Source organism: Bradyrhizobium sp. 138, assembly GCF_023074075.1.
In the GTDB taxonomy this organism is placed as follows: Bacteria; Pseudomonadota; Alphaproteobacteria; order Rhizobiales; family Xanthobacteraceae; genus Bradyrhizobium.
In genome coordinates, this window is the sequence record NZ_JADPKT010000007.1 from 85,251 (window position 1) to 103,322 (window position 18,072).

Genomic DNA, 18,072 nt, shown 5'->3' on the forward strand with positions numbered 1-18,072 from the left:
CTTCACAGGTCGGGTTCATGTTTTGCAGGGGAATGGCTGCGCGCCTGGCGTGCGCGGCGGCGTGTCTGATTGCCGGAGCGGTGCTCGCACCATCTCACGCCCAGACTTTGACGATGCGAAGCGCCTTGTCGCGCGCGCTGACCGCGAGCCCGCGGCTGACGGCGGCGGAGCGCGACGTCGGCATCGCCACGGGCCAGCGCATCCAGGCCGGCGCGCTGCTCAATCCAGAACTGACCTATGAACAGGACGATTCATTCGGCTCCGGCAAATATCGCGGAACGCGATCGGCCGAGACCACGCTCCAGATCAGCCAGGCCTTCGAGCTGTTCGGCAAGCGCGAGGCACGGATCGCGGCCGGAGCGGCCGGCGTCGAGGTCGCCGCGATCCAGCGCAGGGCCGTCAGGCTGGAGGTGCTGTCGGAGACCGCGATCGCCTTCTTCAGCGTGCTCGGCGCGCAGCGGCGCATCCAGATCCTCGACGAGCAGATTGCCGCGATCGACCAGCTGACGCCGCTGCTGCGCCGCCGCGTCGAGGCCGGTGCCTCCTCGCCGGCCGAGACCGGCCGCGCCGAGGTCGCCTCCGCCCTGGTGAGAGCCGATCGCGAGCGCTTCAAGGCGAGCCTGGCGAGCGCCCGGCGCGAGCTTGCGGTGTTGATGGGTGATGCATCGGCGAAATTCGGCGAGGTTTCCGGCCGGCTCGACACCACGGGACGGCCGCCAGCGTTCCAGGCGGTGGTCGCTGCCATCGACGCCAATCCGCAGCTGGTGCGCTGGACCGCCGTCTTTGCCCAGCGCAATGCCGAGCTGCTGCTGGCGCGGCTCAAGCCCTATCCGGACGTGCGGATCGCGGCCGGCTGGCGCCACTATAGCGAGACCAATGACGATGCCGTGCGTCTCACCCTCTCGGTGCCGATCCCCGTGTTCGACCAGAACCAGGGCAACATCCTGTCGGCGCAGGAAAGCCTCGCCAAGTCCAAGGCCGAGCGTGAGGCCAACCGCAACACGCTGATCGTGATCGCCGGCCGCGCCTACGACTCGCTCCAGGGCTCGCTGCGCGAGCTCGCGGTGCTGCGTGAGACTGCCATCCCCAAGGCCGTCGAAGCTTCCGACGCCATCTCGCAGGGCTATGGCCAGGGCCGTTTCACTTTGCTCGAGGTGCTCGACGCCCAGGCGAGCGTCACCCAGGCACGGCTGCGCGAGCAGGAGGCGCTGCAGAACTTCCACGCGGGCGTTGCGACCATCGAAGGCCTGGTCGGCAACCCCTTCACGCTGGCGCGGGAGAGCGCACGATGAAGACCTCCTCCACCATTCTCGTTGCCATCCTTGCCGCCGCGCTCGGCGCCTACGGCTACTCCCTGCTCGCACCGGCCAAGCCTGCGCACAGCGAGCATTCCGAGCATTCCGAACCGAAGAAGCCGAAAGATCATGTCGAGCAGGACGAGCACGGCGCCGACCGCATCCGCATCTCCGACGTCAAGCTGGCGGCCGCAGGTGTCACGCTGGCGGAGGCCGCGAGCGCGACGCTGACCGACACGCTCGCCTTCAACGGCATTCTGCGCGCCAACCAGGAGGCGGTGGTGCAGGTGACGCCGCGCTTCCCGGGCCTCGCCAAATCCATCCAGAAGCGCATCGGCGACAAGGTCGGCAAGGACGACCTGCTCGCCGCGATCGAGAGCAACCAGAGCCTCACCGTCTACGAGCTGAAAGCGCCGATCGCCGGCACCATCATCGAGCGGCAGATCTCGCTCGGCGAATACGCTTCCGAGCAGAAGCCGGCCTTCGTCGTCGCCGACCTCTCTACCATCTGGGTCGACCTGTCGATCTATCGGCAGGATATCAGGCGCGTCCGCCTCAATGACGAGGTGCTGATCGATCCCGACGACGGCCGCGGCGAGATCAAGGGCACGATCTCCTACATGGCGCCGATCGGCTCGAGCGAGACCCAGACCGCATTGGCCCGCGTGGTGCTGCCAAACCCGGACGGACGCCTGCGCCCCGGCCTGTTCGTGACGGCACGGCTGATCCTCGCCGCACGCAATGTCGCGGTCGCCGTGCGCCGGAGCGCGATCCAGACGCTGGAGAACCGGACCATCGTGTTCGTCCGCGAGGACGGCGACAAGATCGAGGCGCGCCCGGTGGAGCTTGGCGACTCCGATCCACGCTATGTCGAGATCAAGGCCGGCCTGTCGGCCGGCGAGCAATACGTCGCCGAGAACAGCTTTGTCGTGAAGGCGGAGATGGGCAAGGGCGAGGCCGAACATGATTGAGCGCCTCATCGCCGTCTCGCTTGCGCAGCGCTGGCTGGTCCTCGTGCTCGCGCTCGGCGCCATTGCCTTCGGGGCCTGGAATTTCCAGCGCCTGCCGATCGACGCCGTGCCAGATATCACCAACGTCCAGGTCCAGATCAACACCCGCGCGCCCGGCTATTCGCCGCTCGAGACCGAGCAGCGCATCACCTTCCCGGTCGAGACCGCGATGGGCGGCCTGCCCAAGCTCGACTACACCCGCTCGCTGTCGCGCTATGGCCTGAGCCAAGTGACGGTCGTCTTCAAGGACGGCACCGACATCTTCTTCGCCCGCCAGCTCGTCGGCGAACGCATCCAGCAGGTGAAGGATCAGCTTCCGGCCGGCGTCGAGGTCGCGATGGGCCCGGTCTCGACCGGGCTCGGCGAAATCTTCATGTACACCGTCGAGGCCAAGAGAGACGACAAGGCGGGCGCCAAGACGCAAGGCGGCCACGACTATTCGCTGACCGATTTGCGTATGGTGCAGGACTGGATCATCCGGCCGCAGCTTCGCAACGTGCCGGGGGTGATCGAGGTCAACACCATCGGCGGCTTCGAGCGGCAATTCCACGTGCTGCCGGACCCCGGCAAGCTGATGGCCTACCGGCTCGGCTTTCGCGACGTGATGACGGCGCTCGCCGCCAACAACGCCAATGTCGGCGCCGGCTATATCGAGCGCAATGGCGAGCAATATCTGGTTCGCTCCCCAGGACAGGTCGGCAATATCAGCGAGATCCAGGACATCGTCATCGGCTCGCGCGGCGGCAATCCCGTCCGGATCAGGGATGTCGCGACCGTGACGGAAGGCCGCGATCTGCGCACGGGCGCAGCGACGTGGAACGGCGAGGAGACCGTGCTCGGCACCGCCATGCTGCTGATCGGCGAGAACAGCCGCAGCGTCGCCCGCCGGGTCGCAGCCCGGCTCGAGGATATCGCCAAATCGCTGCCCGAAGGCGTGGTGACGCGGACCGTCTACGACCGCACCGATCTGGTCGAAGCCACCATCCGCACGGTCAAGAACAATTTGCTGGAAGGCGCGGCGCTGGTGGTGGCCGTGCTGTTCCTGATCCTCGGCAACATCCGCGCGGCGCTCGTGGTGGCCTGCGTCATTCCGCTGTCCATGGCGATGACGATCACGGGCATGGTCGAGACAAAAGTCAGCGCCAACCTGATGAGCCTCGGCGCAATCGATTTCGGCATCATCGTCGATGGCGCCGTCATCATCGTCGAGAATTGCCTGCGCATGCTGGCCGCGGCCCAGCGCGAGAAAGGCGGGCTGCTGACCACCGCCGAGCGGCTGCGCGCGATCCTGCGCGGGTCGAGCGAGGTGATCAAGCCGAGCCTGTTCGGAACGCTGATCATCGCGGTGGTCTACCTGCCCGTGCTGACGCTGACCGGCGTCGAGGGCAAGATGTTCACGCCGATGGCGCTGACCGTGCTGATGGCGCTGGGCGCCGCCGTGCTGTTTTCCATCACCTTCGTGCCGGCGGCCGTCGCCATCTTCGTCACCGGCAGGGTGTCCGAACACGAAAACCTGTTCATGCGGATCGCAAAACGCGCCTACCTCCCCCTGCTCCGCTTTGTCATCGACAACCGGGGCGCGGTCGCCATCATGGCCGCTCTCATCGTGATCGCAAGCGGCATCGCCGCCTCGCGGATGGGCGGCGAATTCATTCCGAGCCTCGACGAAGGCGACGTCGCGCTGGCCTCGATCCGGATTCCCGGCACCAGCCTCACCCAATCGCTGGATCTTCAGAAGGCGCTGGAAAAGCGCATCAAGCAGATCCCCGAGGTGAAGGAGTTCTTCACCCGCATCGGCACCGCCGAGATCGCGACCGATCCGATGTCGCCGGCGCAGACCGACGGCTACATCATGCTGAAGCCGCGCGCCGAATGGCCAGACCCGGGCAAGCCGAAATCGGAGGTGATCGAGGCGATCGACAAGGCCGCCGACGAGATTCCCGGCAGCGCCTATGAAATCTCCCAGCCGATCCAGTTCCGCGTCAACGAGCTGATCTCCGGCGTGCGCACCGACGTCGGCGTCAAGATCTTCGGCGACGACCTCGACATCCTGCAGGGCGCCGCAAAGCAGGTCGAGGCCGCGATCCGCGGCATCCGCGGCGCCAGCGACGTCAAGATCGAGCAGGTCGCGGGTCTGCCGATCCTCACCGTCCGCCTCGATCGCCAGGCGCTCGCCCGCTACGGCCTCAGCGTCGGTGAGGTCCAGGGCATCGTCGAGATCGCGGTCGGCGGCAAGTCGGCCGGAAAACTGTTCGAGGGCGACCGCCGTTTCGACATCGTCGTGCGCCTGCCCGAGCATTTGCGCGGCAATCTCGAAGCGATAAGGGCGATCCCGATTCCGCTACCGCCCGGCGCGGAGGCCGGCTCCGGCACGGCCATGCGAACTGCGCTGGCCGCCTCCCCGCTCGCCCAGATGCGCTATGTGCCACTGTCGTCGGTTGCCACCGTCGATGCGACGCCGGGCCCGAACCAGATCAGCCGCGAGAACGGCAAGCGGCGCATCGTCGTCACCGCCAATGTCCGCGCTCGTGACCTCGGCTCCTTCGTGGCCGAGGCCGAGGCGGCGGTGGCGGAGAAGGTCAAGCTGCCGCCGGGCTACTTCATCGGCTGGGGCGGCCAGTTCGAGCAGCTGGTTTCCGCCACCAAACGACTGACGATCGTGGTGCCGGTGGCATTGCTGCTGGTGTTCCTGCTGCTGTTCATGGGGATGGGATCGGCAGCGGATGCGGCGCTGGTGTTCTCCGGCGTGCCGCTGGCGCTGACCGGCGGCGTCGCGGCGCTGCTGCTGCGCGATATCCCGCTCTCGATCAGCGCCGGTGTCGGCTTCATCGCGCTGTCGGGCGTCGCCGTGCTCAACGGCCTCGTCATCATCGCCTTCATCGAGCGTCTGCGCAACGAGGGACACCCCATTGCGGACGCCGTGCGCGACGGCGCGCTGACGCGGCTGCGTCCGGTGCTGATGACGGCGCTGGTCGCCTCGCTCGGCTTCGTGCCGATGGCGCTCGCCACCGGCGCCGGCGCCGAGGTGCAGCGGCCGCTTGCGACCGTGGTGATCGGTGGCATCATCTCCTCGACCGTGCTGACATTGCTGGTGCTGCCGGCGCTCTACGTGCTGTTCCGTCGTGACGAGACTGGCGAAACGCCTACAATGGCGCCTGATTTGGCGACCTCCCGGGAGCGCTAGAATTGGGCGGCCACGATCATCACGGTCATCACCACCATGATCATGGCGACCATGCGCATGGTCATGGTCACGACCGCAGTCACGGCCACGTCCATGCCCCTGCGAATTTCGGCAAGGCGTTCGCAATCGGCATTTCGCTCAACATCGCGCTGGTCGTGGCCGAGGCGGTCTACGGCTATCTCGGCAACTCCACCGCCCTGCTCGCCGACGCCGGCCATAATCTGTCCGACGTGCTCGGGCTGGTCGTGGCCTGGGGGGCCTCGATCGCGGCAAAGCGCGCGCCGAGCGGCCGCTTCACCTACGGCTTTCGCGCCTCCACCATCCTGGCGGCACTTGCGAACGCGGTGCTCCTGCTGGTCGCGACCGGCGCGATCGGCTGGGAGGCGATCTTGCGCCTGCGCGAGCCGGAGCCGGTCGCAGGCGTGACCGTGATGGTGGTGGCCGGCATCGGCATCCTCATCAACGGCTTTACCGCCATGCTGTTCGCGAGCGGCCGCAAGGACGACATCAACATCGAAGGCGCGTACTTGCATATGGCCGCCGACGCCGCGGTCTCGCTCGGCGTCGTGATCTCCGCGGCGCTGATCATCTGGACCGGCTGGCTCTGGCTCGACCCCTTAACCAGCCTCGTCATCTGCGCCACCATCCTGTGGAGCACGACGAGCCTCTTGCGCGGCTCCATCGACATGTCGATGGCCGCCGCGCCCAGAGGCACCGACCTCGCCGCGATCAGGGCGTTTTTGCTCGCGCGCCCCGGCGTCGCAGGGATCCACGATCTCCACGTCTGGCCGATCTCGACCACCGAGACGGCGCTGACCTGCCACCTCGTCATGCCCACCGGAGCCGGCGATGCGTTCCTGATGGAGACCGCGCAGCTGCTGAAGGCCTCGTTCCGCATCGGCCACACCACGCTTCAAATCGAGACGCATCCCGACAATGGCTGCGCGCTGGCGCCGGATGACGTCGTCTGAGCGCGCTTACGCCTTGCTGCCGCCGGTCTTGGCCCTGAGCCAATCGAGCAGCACGCTCCCCAGCATGGCGCTCGAGCCGGCGAGGAACGGAATGGCGTAATACGCGTAGCGATTGAGTCCATAAATGAGGAAGGTGGGAACTGCAACGCTGACCAGCGCCAGCAGGATCATCAACGTGCCGCCGGCAACAAGGCGACCCGAAGACCGCCGAACCAAACCCGCATGACTCGCGGGGACACCGATCAGAAGCAGGAGCGCGAGGCCCAGTGTCGCGGAGGACAGCCACAGGATCGCTCCCGGGCGATCGTCGTATTCGGTCGAAACTTTCAACCCGCAACACAGCGCAACCAGATCCGAGCTCGGCGCGTAGCCACGCGCAAAGAGACGGTTCAGCGTGAGCTGAATCTGGTCCGCGGTCGGCAGCAGCCGCGACAGCGGCCACCACGGCTGGTAGTATTCGTGCACCAATTGTCCGGGCTTGAACCCGGTCGGACTTCCGAAGAACGGGTACCTGTCGCGCTGGACGAAGAACTCGTAGCCCTGCGGACTGGGCGCCCGACGCGCAACCGAATTTGCGTCGAACAGCACGAAGTACATTTCCCGGAGAAAGTGCTTGGTGAGGTGTCGATAGAGTGTCGACGGCGTCGTCAGCGTTTCGATGAAGATGTCACGCACGACCCGCTCGAGATCCGCATCGCCGTCGCCGGGCTTCGCCAGGCGGTGCATCGCGCCGAACGGCCATTGATAGACATCGACGTCGGGCCATCCGCGAGGGGTGTCCGCAGCGCGCATCTGCTCGACGAACCCCCGCGCCTGCGCCTTCCGGTCGAGATGGACGCCGTGCTCGAAATCGCCGGAATAGCCGACCACGAAAGCCATCACGGCCAGAGTCTCGTTGCCGACGGGGCGCTTGCCGATCGCGAAGTTGATCGCCGCCGGCGCCAGATAGACGGCAGAGGCGAGAACGCCCGCAAGGGCAAGCACGCCAAGCCGGCGCAGGAATCCCGCGTCCAGCACCACCACCAGCCACAACAGAATGACGGCGGCCTGTCCTATCGCCGCCGACCGGCAGGCCAGCAGCGCGCCGAGCGTCAAGCCCACCGCCGCCGCGCACGGCAGCGGTGGCCATTTCCTCAATGCGGCGCCCGCGGCAATGAAGGCCGCAAGACTGACCAGAAAATTGGAGGTCGTCTCCGCGCCGATCGTATTGTCGTAGTGGATGATGCGGCCATGCAGTGCCGCAAGACAAAAGGCCAGGAGCGCGAAGAAACGCGGCGCACCGGCAAAGCGCGCGATCGCTGCGACGAAAAGAGCGGTGCAGACGCTCATCAGGTGCTGCGCGATGACCAGGACGAGGATGTGCGGACCGAACAGCTTGGACAGCAGCGCAAAGAAGGCGGCCAGGCCGTAGGGCCGCTTCATCGTATCTTCGAGGTATTGGCCCCTCAGGATCGATTCGGTCTGGATGAGATAGGCCGCGCTGTCCTCATGGATGAAGTGATCCGGCCAGGCTACCAGGAACGCGAGATGAACCATCAGGATCAGGCCGATCGCGCCAACCCAGATCCAGAACCATGCGACGGAGTTTGCCCGCCCGAGCAATGCAGACGAAAAGCCGGAGCGCTGGTTTAGTGTTCGATCCATTTGCATGCCCGCAATCGATATGTCCGATACGTCTCGCTACGTCGCCGCGTCGGAGCTGGGCGCACCTGCGACGACGTTGGTCTTCGAGCGTCGCGCCAGCCAGCGCGCCGCCCAACGATTGATCGGGCGTTCAAACAGGATCCAGGACGCCGAGGAGATCGTGATGACGAGTGCGAGCAAAATCCAGCGCCAGATCTCGCCATTCGCCTTGTCGAAGTGCCTCCAGGCCGCCAGCCACGGCGAGAACATAAATACCGGCCAGTGCCACACGTAAAGGCCATAGGAGATGTCACCAAGCCAGACCAGCAAGCGCGGCGCGGCGGGCAGGAGCGCCAGGCCGGCAACGGCGAGGCAGCAAGCTATGGGGGTCGACCAAATCGTCAATCGCGGACCGAATACGTACGCGCCGACCGCGAGCGCCAAAAGTCCCAGACTGGAGCTCCAGCGCGGCGAGAACCGTGCGACCATCATGTAGGCAAACACGCCCGCGGCGAAGTCCGCATAATGACCGTCAGCGAAACGAGAGATGATCGCCGGCTGAGGCTCGATCGCTCTGCCGATCCAGGCGGCGGCAACGCACCAGACGAGCAGCAGCCGGACTCCGCCGAGCGGGATGAGCACTGCGGAGACGAGGTAGAAGATCACTTCGTACTCGAGTGTCCAGCCGACCGCGTTCATCGGTGCGGGCTGCGGAATGATCAAGAACGACTGCAATATCCGTCCCAACTCGATCTCGTGAGGCGGCCCGCCGATGCTGCGGCTGAAGAAAGCGATCATGACCAGCGTGGCCAACGCGTTGAGGGGTAGATGCGAAAGAAGCGTTTGGCGAGGAAGCTGAAGGGTGTGTAGCCCGGCACCGTCGAGATGTAGCAGACAATGAAACCGGAAATGGCAAAGAAGAGGTCGACGCCGTCGGCCCCGCGATCCGCCAGAAATTTCCAGGTGACGAGCTGCGACTTATCGAAGTAGACCAGCGCGAGATGCGTGTGAAAGTAAAAGACTGCCAGAGCAGCGACCGCGCGCCCGAGCTGCACGCCCGGCAGCCGACCATGAAGTTGAGCGTCACCCATCCCGTCCACACCTAGCCGCGCGCCTAGCCTCGCGCAACGTCGCGCAACTCAGCATGTCCGCTCGCAAGCAGTTCGGGTGACGCACAACTACGCCGCCTTCGCCGTCACGATCCAGATCGCGCCCTGCAGCGCCACGCTCTGCCCCTTCAAAAACGGCGCAAGCATCTCGCGGATCGAGGCTTTCGCAGCCGCATAGGTTTCCGGCGGATGCCCCTGCAGCGCGCGGCTGGCCGGGCCGATCTGCAACGCACCGTCCACGGCCGCATCGAGGCCGCCGCCGATTGCGACGTCCATCGGAAGATTGTGCGGCTCCATCGCCACGTCGACGAAGCCCGCCCCCTTCAGGATGCGCGTCACGCGCTCTTCCGAGGCGAACGCGAACGGGCCCGGCTCTTCCGGCCCGACCGGCGGCATTTTTGGCACGTGCTTGTACACCGCCATCAGCGGCGCCATCATCCAGGGGTTTTCCTTCGGCTCGCGCCAGCACACGAAGGCGAGCCGTCCGGTCGGCTTCAGCGCGCAGCGGAGATTGGTGAAGGACGCAATGGGATCGGCAAAGAACATCACGCCGAAGCGCGAGGCGAGCAGGTCAAAGCTGGCCGGCTCGAATGGATGCACCGTCGCATCGGCCAGCACGAAATCGAGCGGGAGGCCTTTTGGCGCAAACGCGCGCGCCTGCGACAGCATCGGTTCGGACACGTCGAGGCCGAGCGCAAAACCGTTCGGCGCCACCGCCTTCGCGAATGCGAACGTCGTCGCGCCGGAGCCGCAACCGACATCGAGGACGCGCTCGCCCGGCTTCGGCGTGGCGCGGTCGATCAGCACCTCGGCAATGGGGCCGAGCAGGTTCTCCTGCGCGGCGTGGCGATCGGCCCAGCGCTGCCCGCTCGGGCCGTTCCAATAGGCGATCTGGTCGGCATTCTCGGCGTGTCCGCTAGGCTGCTGCATTGGCCCTCCGTCATCTCGCCCTGCTCCTATGACAGAAGCCAGTCCGACCGAAAAGCCGAGATCGAAAACTCCAACCCGGGGGGCGCGAGCGTTTTGGAGGCCGCGCGACCGATTGCCCCGCGACACCGCAACGGGTCTGCCGTCGGGAGTCTCGATCGAGAAATGGGTTCACACGGTTCGCAGCCCGCTGGTCTATCGCTTCAACTGGGGCAGCGCTCATGTCGCGGCGAAGTACTAGCTCCTGAGTATCGCCAAAAGCAAAGCCCCGGTACATCCGGGGCTTTTTTTACATTCCGGGCCTTCAAGGACGCCCTCTCGGCACGCAGGCGACCGACCGTGGGCCGCCCTCCTTCGAGCGCCCGCCCTCTCTCACAGTCCCGCCGATCCGCGAACTAGCGCCAGAACAGCGCCAGCAGCAGGATGATCGGGAGCGGAATTCCCAGCAGCCACAACAGGGCGCCTCGACCAAGTGTCATGGTATCCGGCCTCTTCTAGCTTTCCATAGACCAAGCTGCGAAGACCGGCTGGAGTTCCTCCTCCAGGAACGGAAGATTTGAGGGCGCGTTGGAACAGAAATGGAAGTTCCTGGAGGATCCGCCATGGTAACACGCTCAATACCTAATCCCTTTTTTGGCTGGACATGGTCGGCCGTTCTGGCTGGCATGTTCGCATCGTTGGTCGTCCAAATCTTGCTGACCATGCTCGGTCTCGGCATCGGCCTGCTCGCAATCGACATTCCCACAGCCTCAACGTCACCCGCCGGCGCTAGCTGGGCGGCGTTCGTCTGGTGGGCGGTATCGGGAATCATTGCCGCCTTTGTTGGCGGTGCCGTTGCGGCAGCCAACTCGCCGGATCAGTCCGGGCTCGGCCGCGTCGGACACGCAGTTGCGGCCTGGGCGGTCGCGACTGTCGTCGTGGTGGCTGCGGCAGCGATGATGCCGGTGTCTGCGACCAGCATTGCCAGCAACCTGGTCGGCCCGTCCTATACAGCGAGCGCCCGCATCGCCTATTGGACGAACAATGCGGGACGGGAGACGGTTGGTGCGACGGCCCGGCCGGCAACGCCGGCCCAGCTCGATGAGGCCCGCAAGCACTTCTCGTACGTGATGTTTGCAAGCTTCTGTTCGCTTCTTCTCGGCGCAGGAGCCGCCTATGCCGCCGGCATGGCGACGACAGCCCAGGCGGTGAAGGAAGCGGCAAGGCCGATGACGTAACATGAAGGCCGGACGCGCGGCGTGAAAGCTGACTTGCCGAGCCGAGTGCATGGCTGACTCTGCCGGGCCTCTGCGGGCAGCTTGGCGAGCGCGGACCTCTCGACGTGAACGAGACGCGCTAATCAGTTGAGCTGCCCCTTTTGCCGCAGACGTCACCGGACCCGACGCAGGCGGTCTCGTCCGTGCGCATTACGGCCGCATTGGTTTCACCGAACGGCCACATCGGAATCAGATGCCAACCAGATTTCCTCGATAGGTTCGCTGTTCCTCAAACTGGAAAGGCATGACCATGCGCAAGCTCACGGCATCCGTCATCATTGCAGCTCTCTCCCTCGGAACACCTGCTCTGGTGCAAGCACAGGGCGCATCGTCGCAACCCGGCGCGGAACAGCCGTCCACGCAGTCCAGCACGGTGATCCGGAGCATACAGGTTGTGGACGTCAAGGAATTGCAGCCGTCGGTGCGCGCGAAAGTCGATGAACTCGTGGCGCACACGAGCGAGCAAGACATCCAGTCGCTTCGACAGTCCATCGACGCCACGCCGCAGGCAGCCTCCGTGCTCAAGGAAAAGGGCTTGAGTTCGTCACAAGTCGTCGCGATCAACATCGCCGACGGTGTCCTGACGATGTTCACCAAGACGGCCTGACATCAGACGAGGTCGGGGCGTTGCACGGCGGCCGCGCGCATGATCGCCGCCTCCTCGGCCGGACGACGAGATCCGAGGTACGAAGAGAATTGCCCTGCAGCGGGCTGCTGCAGGGCTGCTCGTGTCCGGCACGAAAACCTCACCAGGCCGCCAATTGGAGCCGGTTCGCGCGCGCTCGGCTCTTGCTTCGCCACCCGCCGGGGCGCTAAAGAGGCGCGATTGGGCGGTTAGCTCAGCTGGTTAGAGCATCTCGTTTACACCGAGAGGGTCCGCGGTTCGAATCCGTGACCGCCCACCAGCCTTCGCTCGCTTCGCGAGCTACGGCTCGGCAAGCCAGCACCGCAGGTCATAAGCGCGAAGCGAGCGAAGGCTGCCGCGCCGAAGCCCGTCGGGCGAAGGCGGGCTTTGGCCGCGAGCCTTTCTGCTCGGCAAGCCCCATATCAATCCCCCCTTCTCAATCCCCCGGCCTCCCCGGCAGCAGCGGCACGGCGTCGATCCACACCGCCGCGGACTGGCACCAGATCTGCCTCACAGGCCGCAGCTTGTCGCGCTGGCGGATCGAGCCCCAGCGGATGCCCCAATCGTCGGCCTCCTCACCCTCGCCGCTGGTGAACAGCGGGGAACCGCAGTCGGCGCAGAAGTGCTGGAAGCGCATCCGGCCGTTGTCGCCGCGCTTGCCATAAATCTTGGGCGTGCCGGCGGTCAGGCGAACGTCGGCCCCCGAGCAGATGGCGGTCACGCGGAACGGCGAGCCGGTCAGGGTCTGGCAATCGGTGCAGTGGCAAACCGACACTGCCTCGGGATCGATCTCGGCCTCGAAGGTGATTGTGCCGCAATGGCATTGCCCGTCAATCTGCATCGCCCTCTCCCCTTGGCCGCAAAACAAAAACGGCGCCCGAAGGCGCCGTTTTATCATCATTCGCTTTGGCCTAGTGAGCGGTCAGGCCGCCGGCGGCTTCATCGCCGTCCGGCTTCACCGTCACCTTGGTGTCCTCTTCCCAGACGATCGGCACCGGCTTCTTGACCAGCGCCTTGGCGACGACGTCGTCGAGGCGCGAGACCGGGATGATCTCCATGCCGCCCTTGATCGCATCGGAAATCTCCGTGAGATCCTTGGCGTTGTCCTCGGGGATCAGCACCGTCTTGATGCCGCCGCGGGCCGCAGCCAGCAGCTTCTCCTTCAGGCCGCCGATCGGCAGCACGCGGCCGCGCAGCGTGATCTCGCCGGTCATCGCGACATCGTGGCGGACCGGGATGCCGGTCATGACCGAGATGATCGCGGTGGCCATGGCGACGCCCGCGGACGGACCGTCCTTCGGCGTCGCGCCCTCCGGCACGTGCACGTGGATGTCGCGGCGATCGAACAGCGGCGGCTCGACGCCATAGTTGATCGCGCGCGAGCGGACGTAGGACGCCGCCGCCGAGATCGACTCCTTCATCACGTCACGCAGATTGCCCGTGACCGTCATCTTGCCCTTGCCGGGCATCATGACGCCTTCGATGGTCAGCAGCTCGCCGCCGACATCGGTCCAGGCAAGGCCGGTGACGATGCCGACCTGCGGCTCGCTCTCGATCTCGCCGAAGCGGTACTTCGGCACGCCGAGCAGCTCTTCCAGAGTCTTCTCGGTGACCTTGACCGACTTCTTCTTGGAGATCATCAGCTCCTTCACCGCCTTGCGGGCGAGTGTCGAAAGCTCACGCTCCAAATTACGCACGCCCGCTTCGCGGGTGTAGCGGCGGATCAACAGCAGCAGCGCGTCGTCGTCGATCGAGAACTCCTTGGAGTCCAGGCCGTGCTTGGACACCGCGTTCGGGATCAGATGCTTGCGCGCGATCTCGACCTTCTCGTTCTCGGTGTAGCCCGCGATCCGGATGATCTCCATGCGGTCCATCAGCGGGCCCGGAATATTGAGCGTATTCGCGGTCGTGATGAACATCACGTTGGACAGATCGTAGTCGACCTCGAGATAGTGGTCGTTGAACGTCCCGTTCTGCTCGGGGTCGAGGACCTCGAGCAAGGCGGAGGACGGATCGCCGCGGAAATCGGCGCCCATCTTGTCGATCTCGTCCAGCAAGAACAGCGGATTGGACGACTTTGCCTTGCGCATCGACTGGATGATCTTGCCGGGCATCGAGCCGATATAGGTGCGGCGGTGACCGCGGATCTCGGCCTCGTCACGCACGCCGCCGAGCGAGACGCGCACGAATTCGCGCCCCGTCGCCTTGGCGATCGACTTGCCAAGCGAGGTCTTGCCGACGCCGGGAGGTCCGACGAGGCACAGGATCGGGCCCGTCAGCTTGTTGGCGCGCGACTGCACCGCGAGGTACTCGACGATGCGCTCCTTGACCTTCTCCAGTCCGTAGTGATCGGAGTCCAGGATGGCTTGCGCCTGCTCCAGGTCCTTCTTCACCTTGGACTTCTTGTTCCACGGGATCGACAAGAGCCAATCCAGATAGTTGCGCACGACGGTCGCTTCCGCGGACATCGGCGACATCTGGCGCAGCTTCTTCAGTTCATGCTGCGCCTTTTCGCGCGCTTCCTTGGAGAGCTTGGTCTTGGCGATCTTCTCTTCGAGATCGGCGAGCTCGTCGCGACCGTCGTCGTCGCCGAGTTCCTTCTGAATCGCCTTCATCTGCTCGTTGAGATAATACTCGCGCTGGGTCTTCTCCATCTGGCGCTTGACGCGCGAGCGAATGCGCTTTTCGACCTGCAGCACCGAGATCTCGCTCTCCATCAGGCCCAGCACCTTCTCCAGGCGCGTGGTGACCGACAGCGTCTCCAGGATGCCCTGGCGGTCGGCGATCTTGACGGCGAGATGCGAGGCAACGGTGTCGGCGAGCTTGGCGAAATCGGTGATCGCCTGCACGACGCCGACGACCTCGGCCGAGATCTTCTTGTTGAGCTTCACATAGCTCTCGAAGTCGGACACCACCGAGCGCGCCAGCGCTTCCGCCTCGACCGACTTCGCATCGGTGTCGGCAAGCGCGACGGCGGTCGCTTCGTAGTAGTCGGCGCGATCGGTGTATTTCTGCACGCGCGCACGCTCGAGCCCTTCGACCAGCACCTTCACGGTGCCGTCGGGAAGCTTCAGGAGCTGCAGCACGCTGGCGAGCGTACCGGTCTCGTAAATGGCGTCGGGCGCCGGATCATCGTCGGACGCGTTCTTCTGCGTCGCGAGCATGATCAGCGCGTCGTTCTTCATCACCTCTTCGAGCGCGCGGATCGACTTCTCGCGGCCGACGAAGAGCGGAACGATCATGTGCGGGAACACGACGATGTCGCGCAGCGGCAGCACGGGATAGGCGTGCGTCTCGCCATGGACGATGGTTGGCCGGGGTTTTGGATTAGTCATGGCCTTTTCCTTTTGCTTTGCCCCCTCGCACGCAGCCCGCTGATCATGCGCAACCGCCACAAGGTGCCGAAATGATCCACAAGACCGGTCGGTCCTCTACGAGTTGGACCGGCTTGCCGGATCGGAACTGAGGCGAATCTGGAAGAGAATTTTCGCTCGCCGCCGACATTAGGTGGCTATCGACCCGGGGGGTGTCAAGTCATTGAAAAACGCGCGCCATCAGGCGCTTACGCAACGCGGTAAGCGACACAACACCGGCTGCGGAAATACACTTCCGCAGCCCGACTTGAGCATACAATTGGAGCGTTCCAGCGCGGTCAGATCAGGCGCTGGCGTTCTCGACGGCGCGATCGGACCGATCGGCGTAGATGTAGAGCGGACGCGCCGTTCCTTCCACGACTTCGCGGGAGATCACGACTTCTTCCACACCTTCCAGGCCAGGCAGGTCGAACATGGTCTCGAGCAGGATCGCCTCAAGGATCGAACGCAGGCCCCGCGCGCCGGTCTTGCGCTCGATCGCCTTGCGGGCGACCGCGCCAAGCGCCTCGTCGGCGAAGGTCAGCTCGATGTTCTCCATCTCGAACAGCCGCTGGTACTGTTTCACCAACGCGTTCTTCGGCTCCGTCAGGATCTTCTTGAGCGAAGTCTCGTCGAGGTCCTCGAGCGTCGCCACGACAGGCAGACGGCCGACGAATTCGGGGATGAGACCATACTTCAGGAGATCCTCAGGCTCGACGTGACGGAAGATCTCGCCGGTGCGGCGATCTTCCGGCGCCATCACCTGGGCGGCGAAACCGATCGAGGTCGACCGTCCGCGTGCCGAGATGATCTTCTCGAGGCCGGCGAACGCGCCGCCGCAGATGAACAGGATGTTGGTGGTGTCCACCTGCAGGAACTCCTGCTGCGGATGCTTGCGGCCGCCCTGCGGCGGGACCGAAGCCACCGTGCCTTCCATGATCTTGAGCAGCGCCTGCTGCACGCCCTCACCCGACACGTCGCGCGTGATCGAGGGATTGTCGGACTTGCGGCTGATCTTGTCGATTTCGTCGATGTAGACGATGCCGCGCTGGGCGCGCTCGACATTGTAGTCGGCGGCCTGGAGCAGCTTCAGGATGATGTTCTCGACGTCCTCGCCGACATAGCCGGCCTCGGTCAGCGTCGTCGCATCCGCCATGGTGAACGGCACGTCCAGGATGCGGGCGAGCGTCTGCGCAAGCAGCGTCTTGCCCGAGCCGGTCGGACCGATCAGCAGGATGTTCGACTTCGCGAGCTCGACGTCGTTGTGCTTGGTCTGGTGGTTGAGGCGCTTGTAGTGGTTGTGCACCGCGACCGACAGGACCTTCTTCGCATGGCTCTGGCCGATCACGTAATCGTCCAGGACCTTGCAGATTTCCTTCGGCGTCGGAATGCCGTCGCGCGACTTGACCAGCGAGGACTTGTTCTCCTCGCGGATGATGTCCATGCAGAGCTCGACGCACTCGTCGCAGATGAAGACCGTGGGACCCGCGATCAGTTTGCGGACTTCGTGCTGGCTCTTGCCGCAGAACGAGCAATATAGCGTGTTCTTGGAGTCGCTCGTGCCGACCTTACTCATTCATGTCTCCGTCCGCGGTTCGATGCCGTTCCGCTCGATCGCTCCATTCCGGCACGGTGGCCGGCTTGAAGCTTAAGTAGAGCAAATTGCGTACCAAAAAAGACCCTACGCGTTACATCCCGTGCGAATCACGGTCACTCGATTCTCCGCGATCATAGCCGATCATTCGTAGCCAACCATGCTGTCACCCGACTATCAAGAATTCGCTAATCGGGGGTCGCCGGCTACCCGTGACAATACCGTGATTTCCGGTCTTGGTACGGGCGAAGTGATCGAAATCACCCCGGCGTTGCTGGATTGCCACGAAAAACAAGCACGAAAGCGGAACTTTCCGCCTGTCGCGGGGCGCAAAACTGCGTTTTGCAGCGCGCAGACGCGTCCATAGCGTGAACACCACCCTGATCGTGCGCGACGATCCCAGGAGTTGCCGGGATCGCGTCACACTCCAGTAGTGCTACGGGATCTTCGCCGCTGCCGCTTCCTCAGCGCGCTTGTCGATGACCCTGTCGACCAGGCCGAACTCCTTGGCGTCGTTCGCGGTCAGGAACTTGTCGCGCTCCAGCGCGTCCTCGATCGACTTGTAGGTCTGGCCGGTGTGCTTCACGTAGATCTCGTTGAGCCGCTTCTTCAGGTTCAGGATTTCCTGGGCGTGCAGCATGATGTCGGTGGCCTGGCCCTGGAAGCCGCCGGAGGGCTGATGCACCATGATGCGCGCGTTCGGCAGCGAGAAGCGCATGTCCTTCTCGCCGGCGGCGAGCAGGAGCGAGCCCATCGAGGCGGCCTGCCCCGTGCACAGCGTCGAAACCGGCGGGCGGATGAACTGCATGGTGTCGTAGATCGCAAGGCCCGACGTCACCACGCCGCCCGGCGAGTTGATGTACATCGAAATTTCCTTCTTCGGATTTTCCGCCTCGAGGAACAAGAGCTGCGCGACGACCAGCGTCGACATGCCGTCCTCGACCGGCCCGGTCAGGAAGATGATGCGCTCCTTCAGCAGGCGCGAGAAGATGTCGTAGGCGCGCTCGCCACGGTTGGTCTGCTCGACCACCATGGGCACGAGGTTCATGTAGGTTTCAACCGGATCGCGCATGAGTCACCTAGGGTTTTCGGAGACGGACATCGCCGGGCCTGGCTGCCAGTAAG

General features: G+C 64.8%; 15 protein-coding genes and 1 tRNA gene. 8 read left to right on the forward strand and 8 right to left on the reverse strand.

All coding sequences use genetic code 11. The features are described 5' to 3' along the window. The first annotated feature begins 17 nt into the window (after window positions 1–17). Genes ihpA through IVA79_RS04785 form a run of 4 tightly spaced genes read left to right on the forward strand, consistent with a single transcriptional unit; the run spans window position 18 to window position 6,460 of the window. Complete coding sequence (gene ihpA / locus IVA79_RS04770) at window positions 18–1,292, forward strand: divalent metal ion exporter subunit IhpA (protein WP_247550713.1); 1,275 nt, start codon at window positions 18–20, stop codon at window positions 1,290–1,292. Beyond that, entirely contained in the window at window positions 1,289–2,266 is a 978-nt protein-coding gene (gene ihpB, locus IVA79_RS04775; protein WP_247550714.1) for a divalent metal ion exporter adaptor subunit IhpB, read from the forward strand. The genes ihpA and ihpB overlap by 4 nt, the downstream gene beginning before the upstream one ends. Continuing rightward, window positions 2,259–5,489 carry a CusA/CzcA family heavy metal efflux RND transporter gene (locus tag IVA79_RS04780; protein ID WP_247550715.1) on the forward strand — a complete coding sequence of 1,077 codons (3,231 nt, stop codon included), beginning with the start codon at window positions 2,259–2,261 and terminating at the stop codon, window positions 5,487–5,489. The genes ihpB and IVA79_RS04780 overlap by 8 nt, the downstream gene beginning before the upstream one ends. Window positions 5,490–5,491: 2 nt before the next feature. After that, the gene (locus tag IVA79_RS04785) at window positions 5,492–6,460 is read left to right on the forward strand and encodes a cation diffusion facilitator family transporter (RefSeq protein ID WP_247550716.1); all 969 of its coding nucleotides are present in this window, start codon (window positions 5,492–5,494) and stop codon (window positions 6,458–6,460) included. A 6-nt stretch (window positions 6,461–6,466) separates the two neighbouring features. Here the strand turns inward: IVA79_RS04785 and IVA79_RS04790 are convergent, their stop codons facing one another. The 4 genes from IVA79_RS04790 to IVA79_RS04805 form a co-directional block, all read right to left on the reverse strand. Beyond that, window positions 6,467–8,104: a hypothetical protein gene (locus IVA79_RS04790; protein ID WP_247550717.1), complete on the reverse strand. Its 1,638-nt coding sequence runs from the start codon at window positions 8,102–8,104 to the stop codon at window positions 6,467–6,469. A 36-nt stretch (window positions 8,105–8,140) separates the two neighbouring features. Beyond that, window positions 8,141–8,881, reverse strand: coding sequence for an acyltransferase (locus IVA79_RS04795; protein WP_247550718.1), 741 nt, complete (start codon window positions 8,879–8,881; stop codon window positions 8,141–8,143). After that, window positions 8,878–9,174 (reverse strand): acyltransferase family protein, encoded by a 297-nt coding sequence (locus IVA79_RS04800; RefSeq protein WP_247550719.1) that lies wholly within the window; start codon window positions 9,172–9,174, stop codon window positions 8,878–8,880. The genes IVA79_RS04795 and IVA79_RS04800 overlap by 4 nt, the downstream gene beginning before the upstream one ends. A gap of 87 nt (window positions 9,175–9,261) precedes the next feature. Next, window positions 9,262–10,122 carry a methyltransferase domain-containing protein gene (locus tag IVA79_RS04805; RefSeq protein ID WP_247550720.1) on the reverse strand — a complete coding sequence of 287 codons (861 nt, stop codon included), beginning with the start codon at window positions 10,120–10,122 and terminating at the stop codon, window positions 9,262–9,264. A gap of 112 nt (window positions 10,123–10,234) precedes the next feature. Between IVA79_RS04805 and IVA79_RS36755 the strand changes: the two genes are divergently transcribed. From IVA79_RS36755 to IVA79_RS04820, 4 genes are all read left to right on the forward strand, one after another. Then, entirely contained in the window at window positions 10,235–10,360 is a 126-nt protein-coding gene (locus IVA79_RS36755) for a hypothetical protein (protein ID WP_256465548.1), read from the forward strand. A 451-nt stretch (window positions 10,361–10,811) separates the two neighbouring features. Further along, the gene (locus IVA79_RS04810; RefSeq protein ID WP_247550721.1) at window positions 10,812–11,336 is read left to right on the forward strand and encodes a hypothetical protein; all 525 of its coding nucleotides are present in this window, start codon (window positions 10,812–10,814) and stop codon (window positions 11,334–11,336) included. Window positions 11,337–11,619: 283 nt separating this feature from the next. After that, window positions 11,620–11,982: a hypothetical protein gene (locus tag IVA79_RS04815; RefSeq protein WP_247550722.1), complete on the forward strand. Its 363-nt coding sequence runs from the start codon at window positions 11,620–11,622 to the stop codon at window positions 11,980–11,982. A gap of 221 nt (window positions 11,983–12,203) precedes the next feature. Continuing rightward, window positions 12,204–12,280, forward strand: a tRNA-Val gene (locus tag IVA79_RS04820). A gap of 156 nt (window positions 12,281–12,436) precedes the next feature. On the opposite strand, the gene IVA79_RS04825 is transcribed toward IVA79_RS04820, so the two are convergent. The 4 genes from IVA79_RS04825 to IVA79_RS04840 all read right to left on the reverse strand — a co-directional run bounded on the left by IVA79_RS04825 (window position 12,437) and on the right by IVA79_RS04840 (window position 18,019). Further along, window positions 12,437–12,841: a GFA family protein gene (locus IVA79_RS04825; RefSeq protein WP_247550723.1), complete on the reverse strand. Its 405-nt coding sequence runs from the start codon at window positions 12,839–12,841 to the stop codon at window positions 12,437–12,439. 70 nt (window positions 12,842–12,911) lie between these two features. After that, window positions 12,912–15,335 (reverse strand): endopeptidase La, encoded by a 2,424-nt coding sequence (lon, locus tag IVA79_RS04830; RefSeq protein WP_247550724.1) that lies wholly within the window; start codon window positions 15,333–15,335, stop codon window positions 12,912–12,914. Between the two features lie 322 nt (window positions 15,336–15,657). Beyond that, window positions 15,658–16,929, reverse strand: a complete 1,272-nt coding sequence (clpX, locus tag IVA79_RS04835) for an ATP-dependent Clp protease ATP-binding subunit ClpX (RefSeq protein ID WP_018320118.1) — start codon at window positions 16,927–16,929, stop codon at window positions 15,658–15,660. 454 nt (window positions 16,930–17,383) lie between these two features. After that, the gene (locus tag IVA79_RS04840) at window positions 17,384–18,019 is read right to left on the reverse strand and encodes an ATP-dependent Clp protease proteolytic subunit (RefSeq protein ID WP_247550725.1); all 636 of its coding nucleotides are present in this window, start codon (window positions 18,017–18,019) and stop codon (window positions 17,384–17,386) included. Between the last annotated feature and the right edge of the window lie 53 nt (window positions 18,020–18,072).

Coding starts and splice junctions, on each gene's coding strand:
- ihpA (WP_247550713.1), top strand. CDS start 18: ATGTTTTGCAGGGGAATGGCTGCGCGCCTGGCGTGCGCGGCGGCGTGT.
- ihpB (WP_247550714.1), top strand. CDS start 1,289: ATGAAGACCTCCTCCACCATTCTCGTTGCCATCCTTGCCGCCGCGCTC.
- IVA79_RS04780 (WP_247550715.1), top strand. CDS start 2,259: ATGATTGAGCGCCTCATCGCCGTCTCGCTTGCGCAGCGCTGGCTGGTC.
- IVA79_RS04790 (WP_247550717.1), bottom strand. CDS start 8,104: ATGGATCGAACACTAAACCAGCGCTCCGGCTTTTCGTCTGCATTGCTC.
- IVA79_RS04795 (WP_247550718.1), bottom strand. CDS start 8,881: ATGATCGCTTTCTTCAGCCGCAGCATCGGCGGGCCGCCTCACGAGATC.
- IVA79_RS04800 (WP_247550719.1), bottom strand. CDS start 9,174: ATGGGTGACGCTCAACTTCATGGTCGGCTGCCGGGCGTGCAGCTCGGG.
- IVA79_RS04805 (WP_247550720.1), bottom strand. CDS start 10,122: ATGCAGCAGCCTAGCGGACACGCCGAGAATGCCGACCAGATCGCCTAT.
- IVA79_RS04815 (WP_247550722.1), top strand. CDS start 11,620: ATGACCATGCGCAAGCTCACGGCATCCGTCATCATTGCAGCTCTCTCC.
- IVA79_RS04825 (WP_247550723.1), bottom strand. CDS start 12,841: ATGCAGATTGACGGGCAATGCCATTGCGGCACAATCACCTTCGAGGCC.
- lon (WP_247550724.1), bottom strand. CDS start 15,335: ATGACTAATCCAAAACCCCGGCCAACCATCGTCCATGGCGAGACGCAC.
- clpX (WP_018320118.1), bottom strand. CDS start 16,929: ATGAGTAAGGTCGGCACGAGCGACTCCAAGAACACGCTATATTGCTCG.
- IVA79_RS04840 (WP_247550725.1), bottom strand. CDS start 18,019: ATGCGCGATCCGGTTGAAACCTACATGAACCTCGTGCCCATGGTGGTC.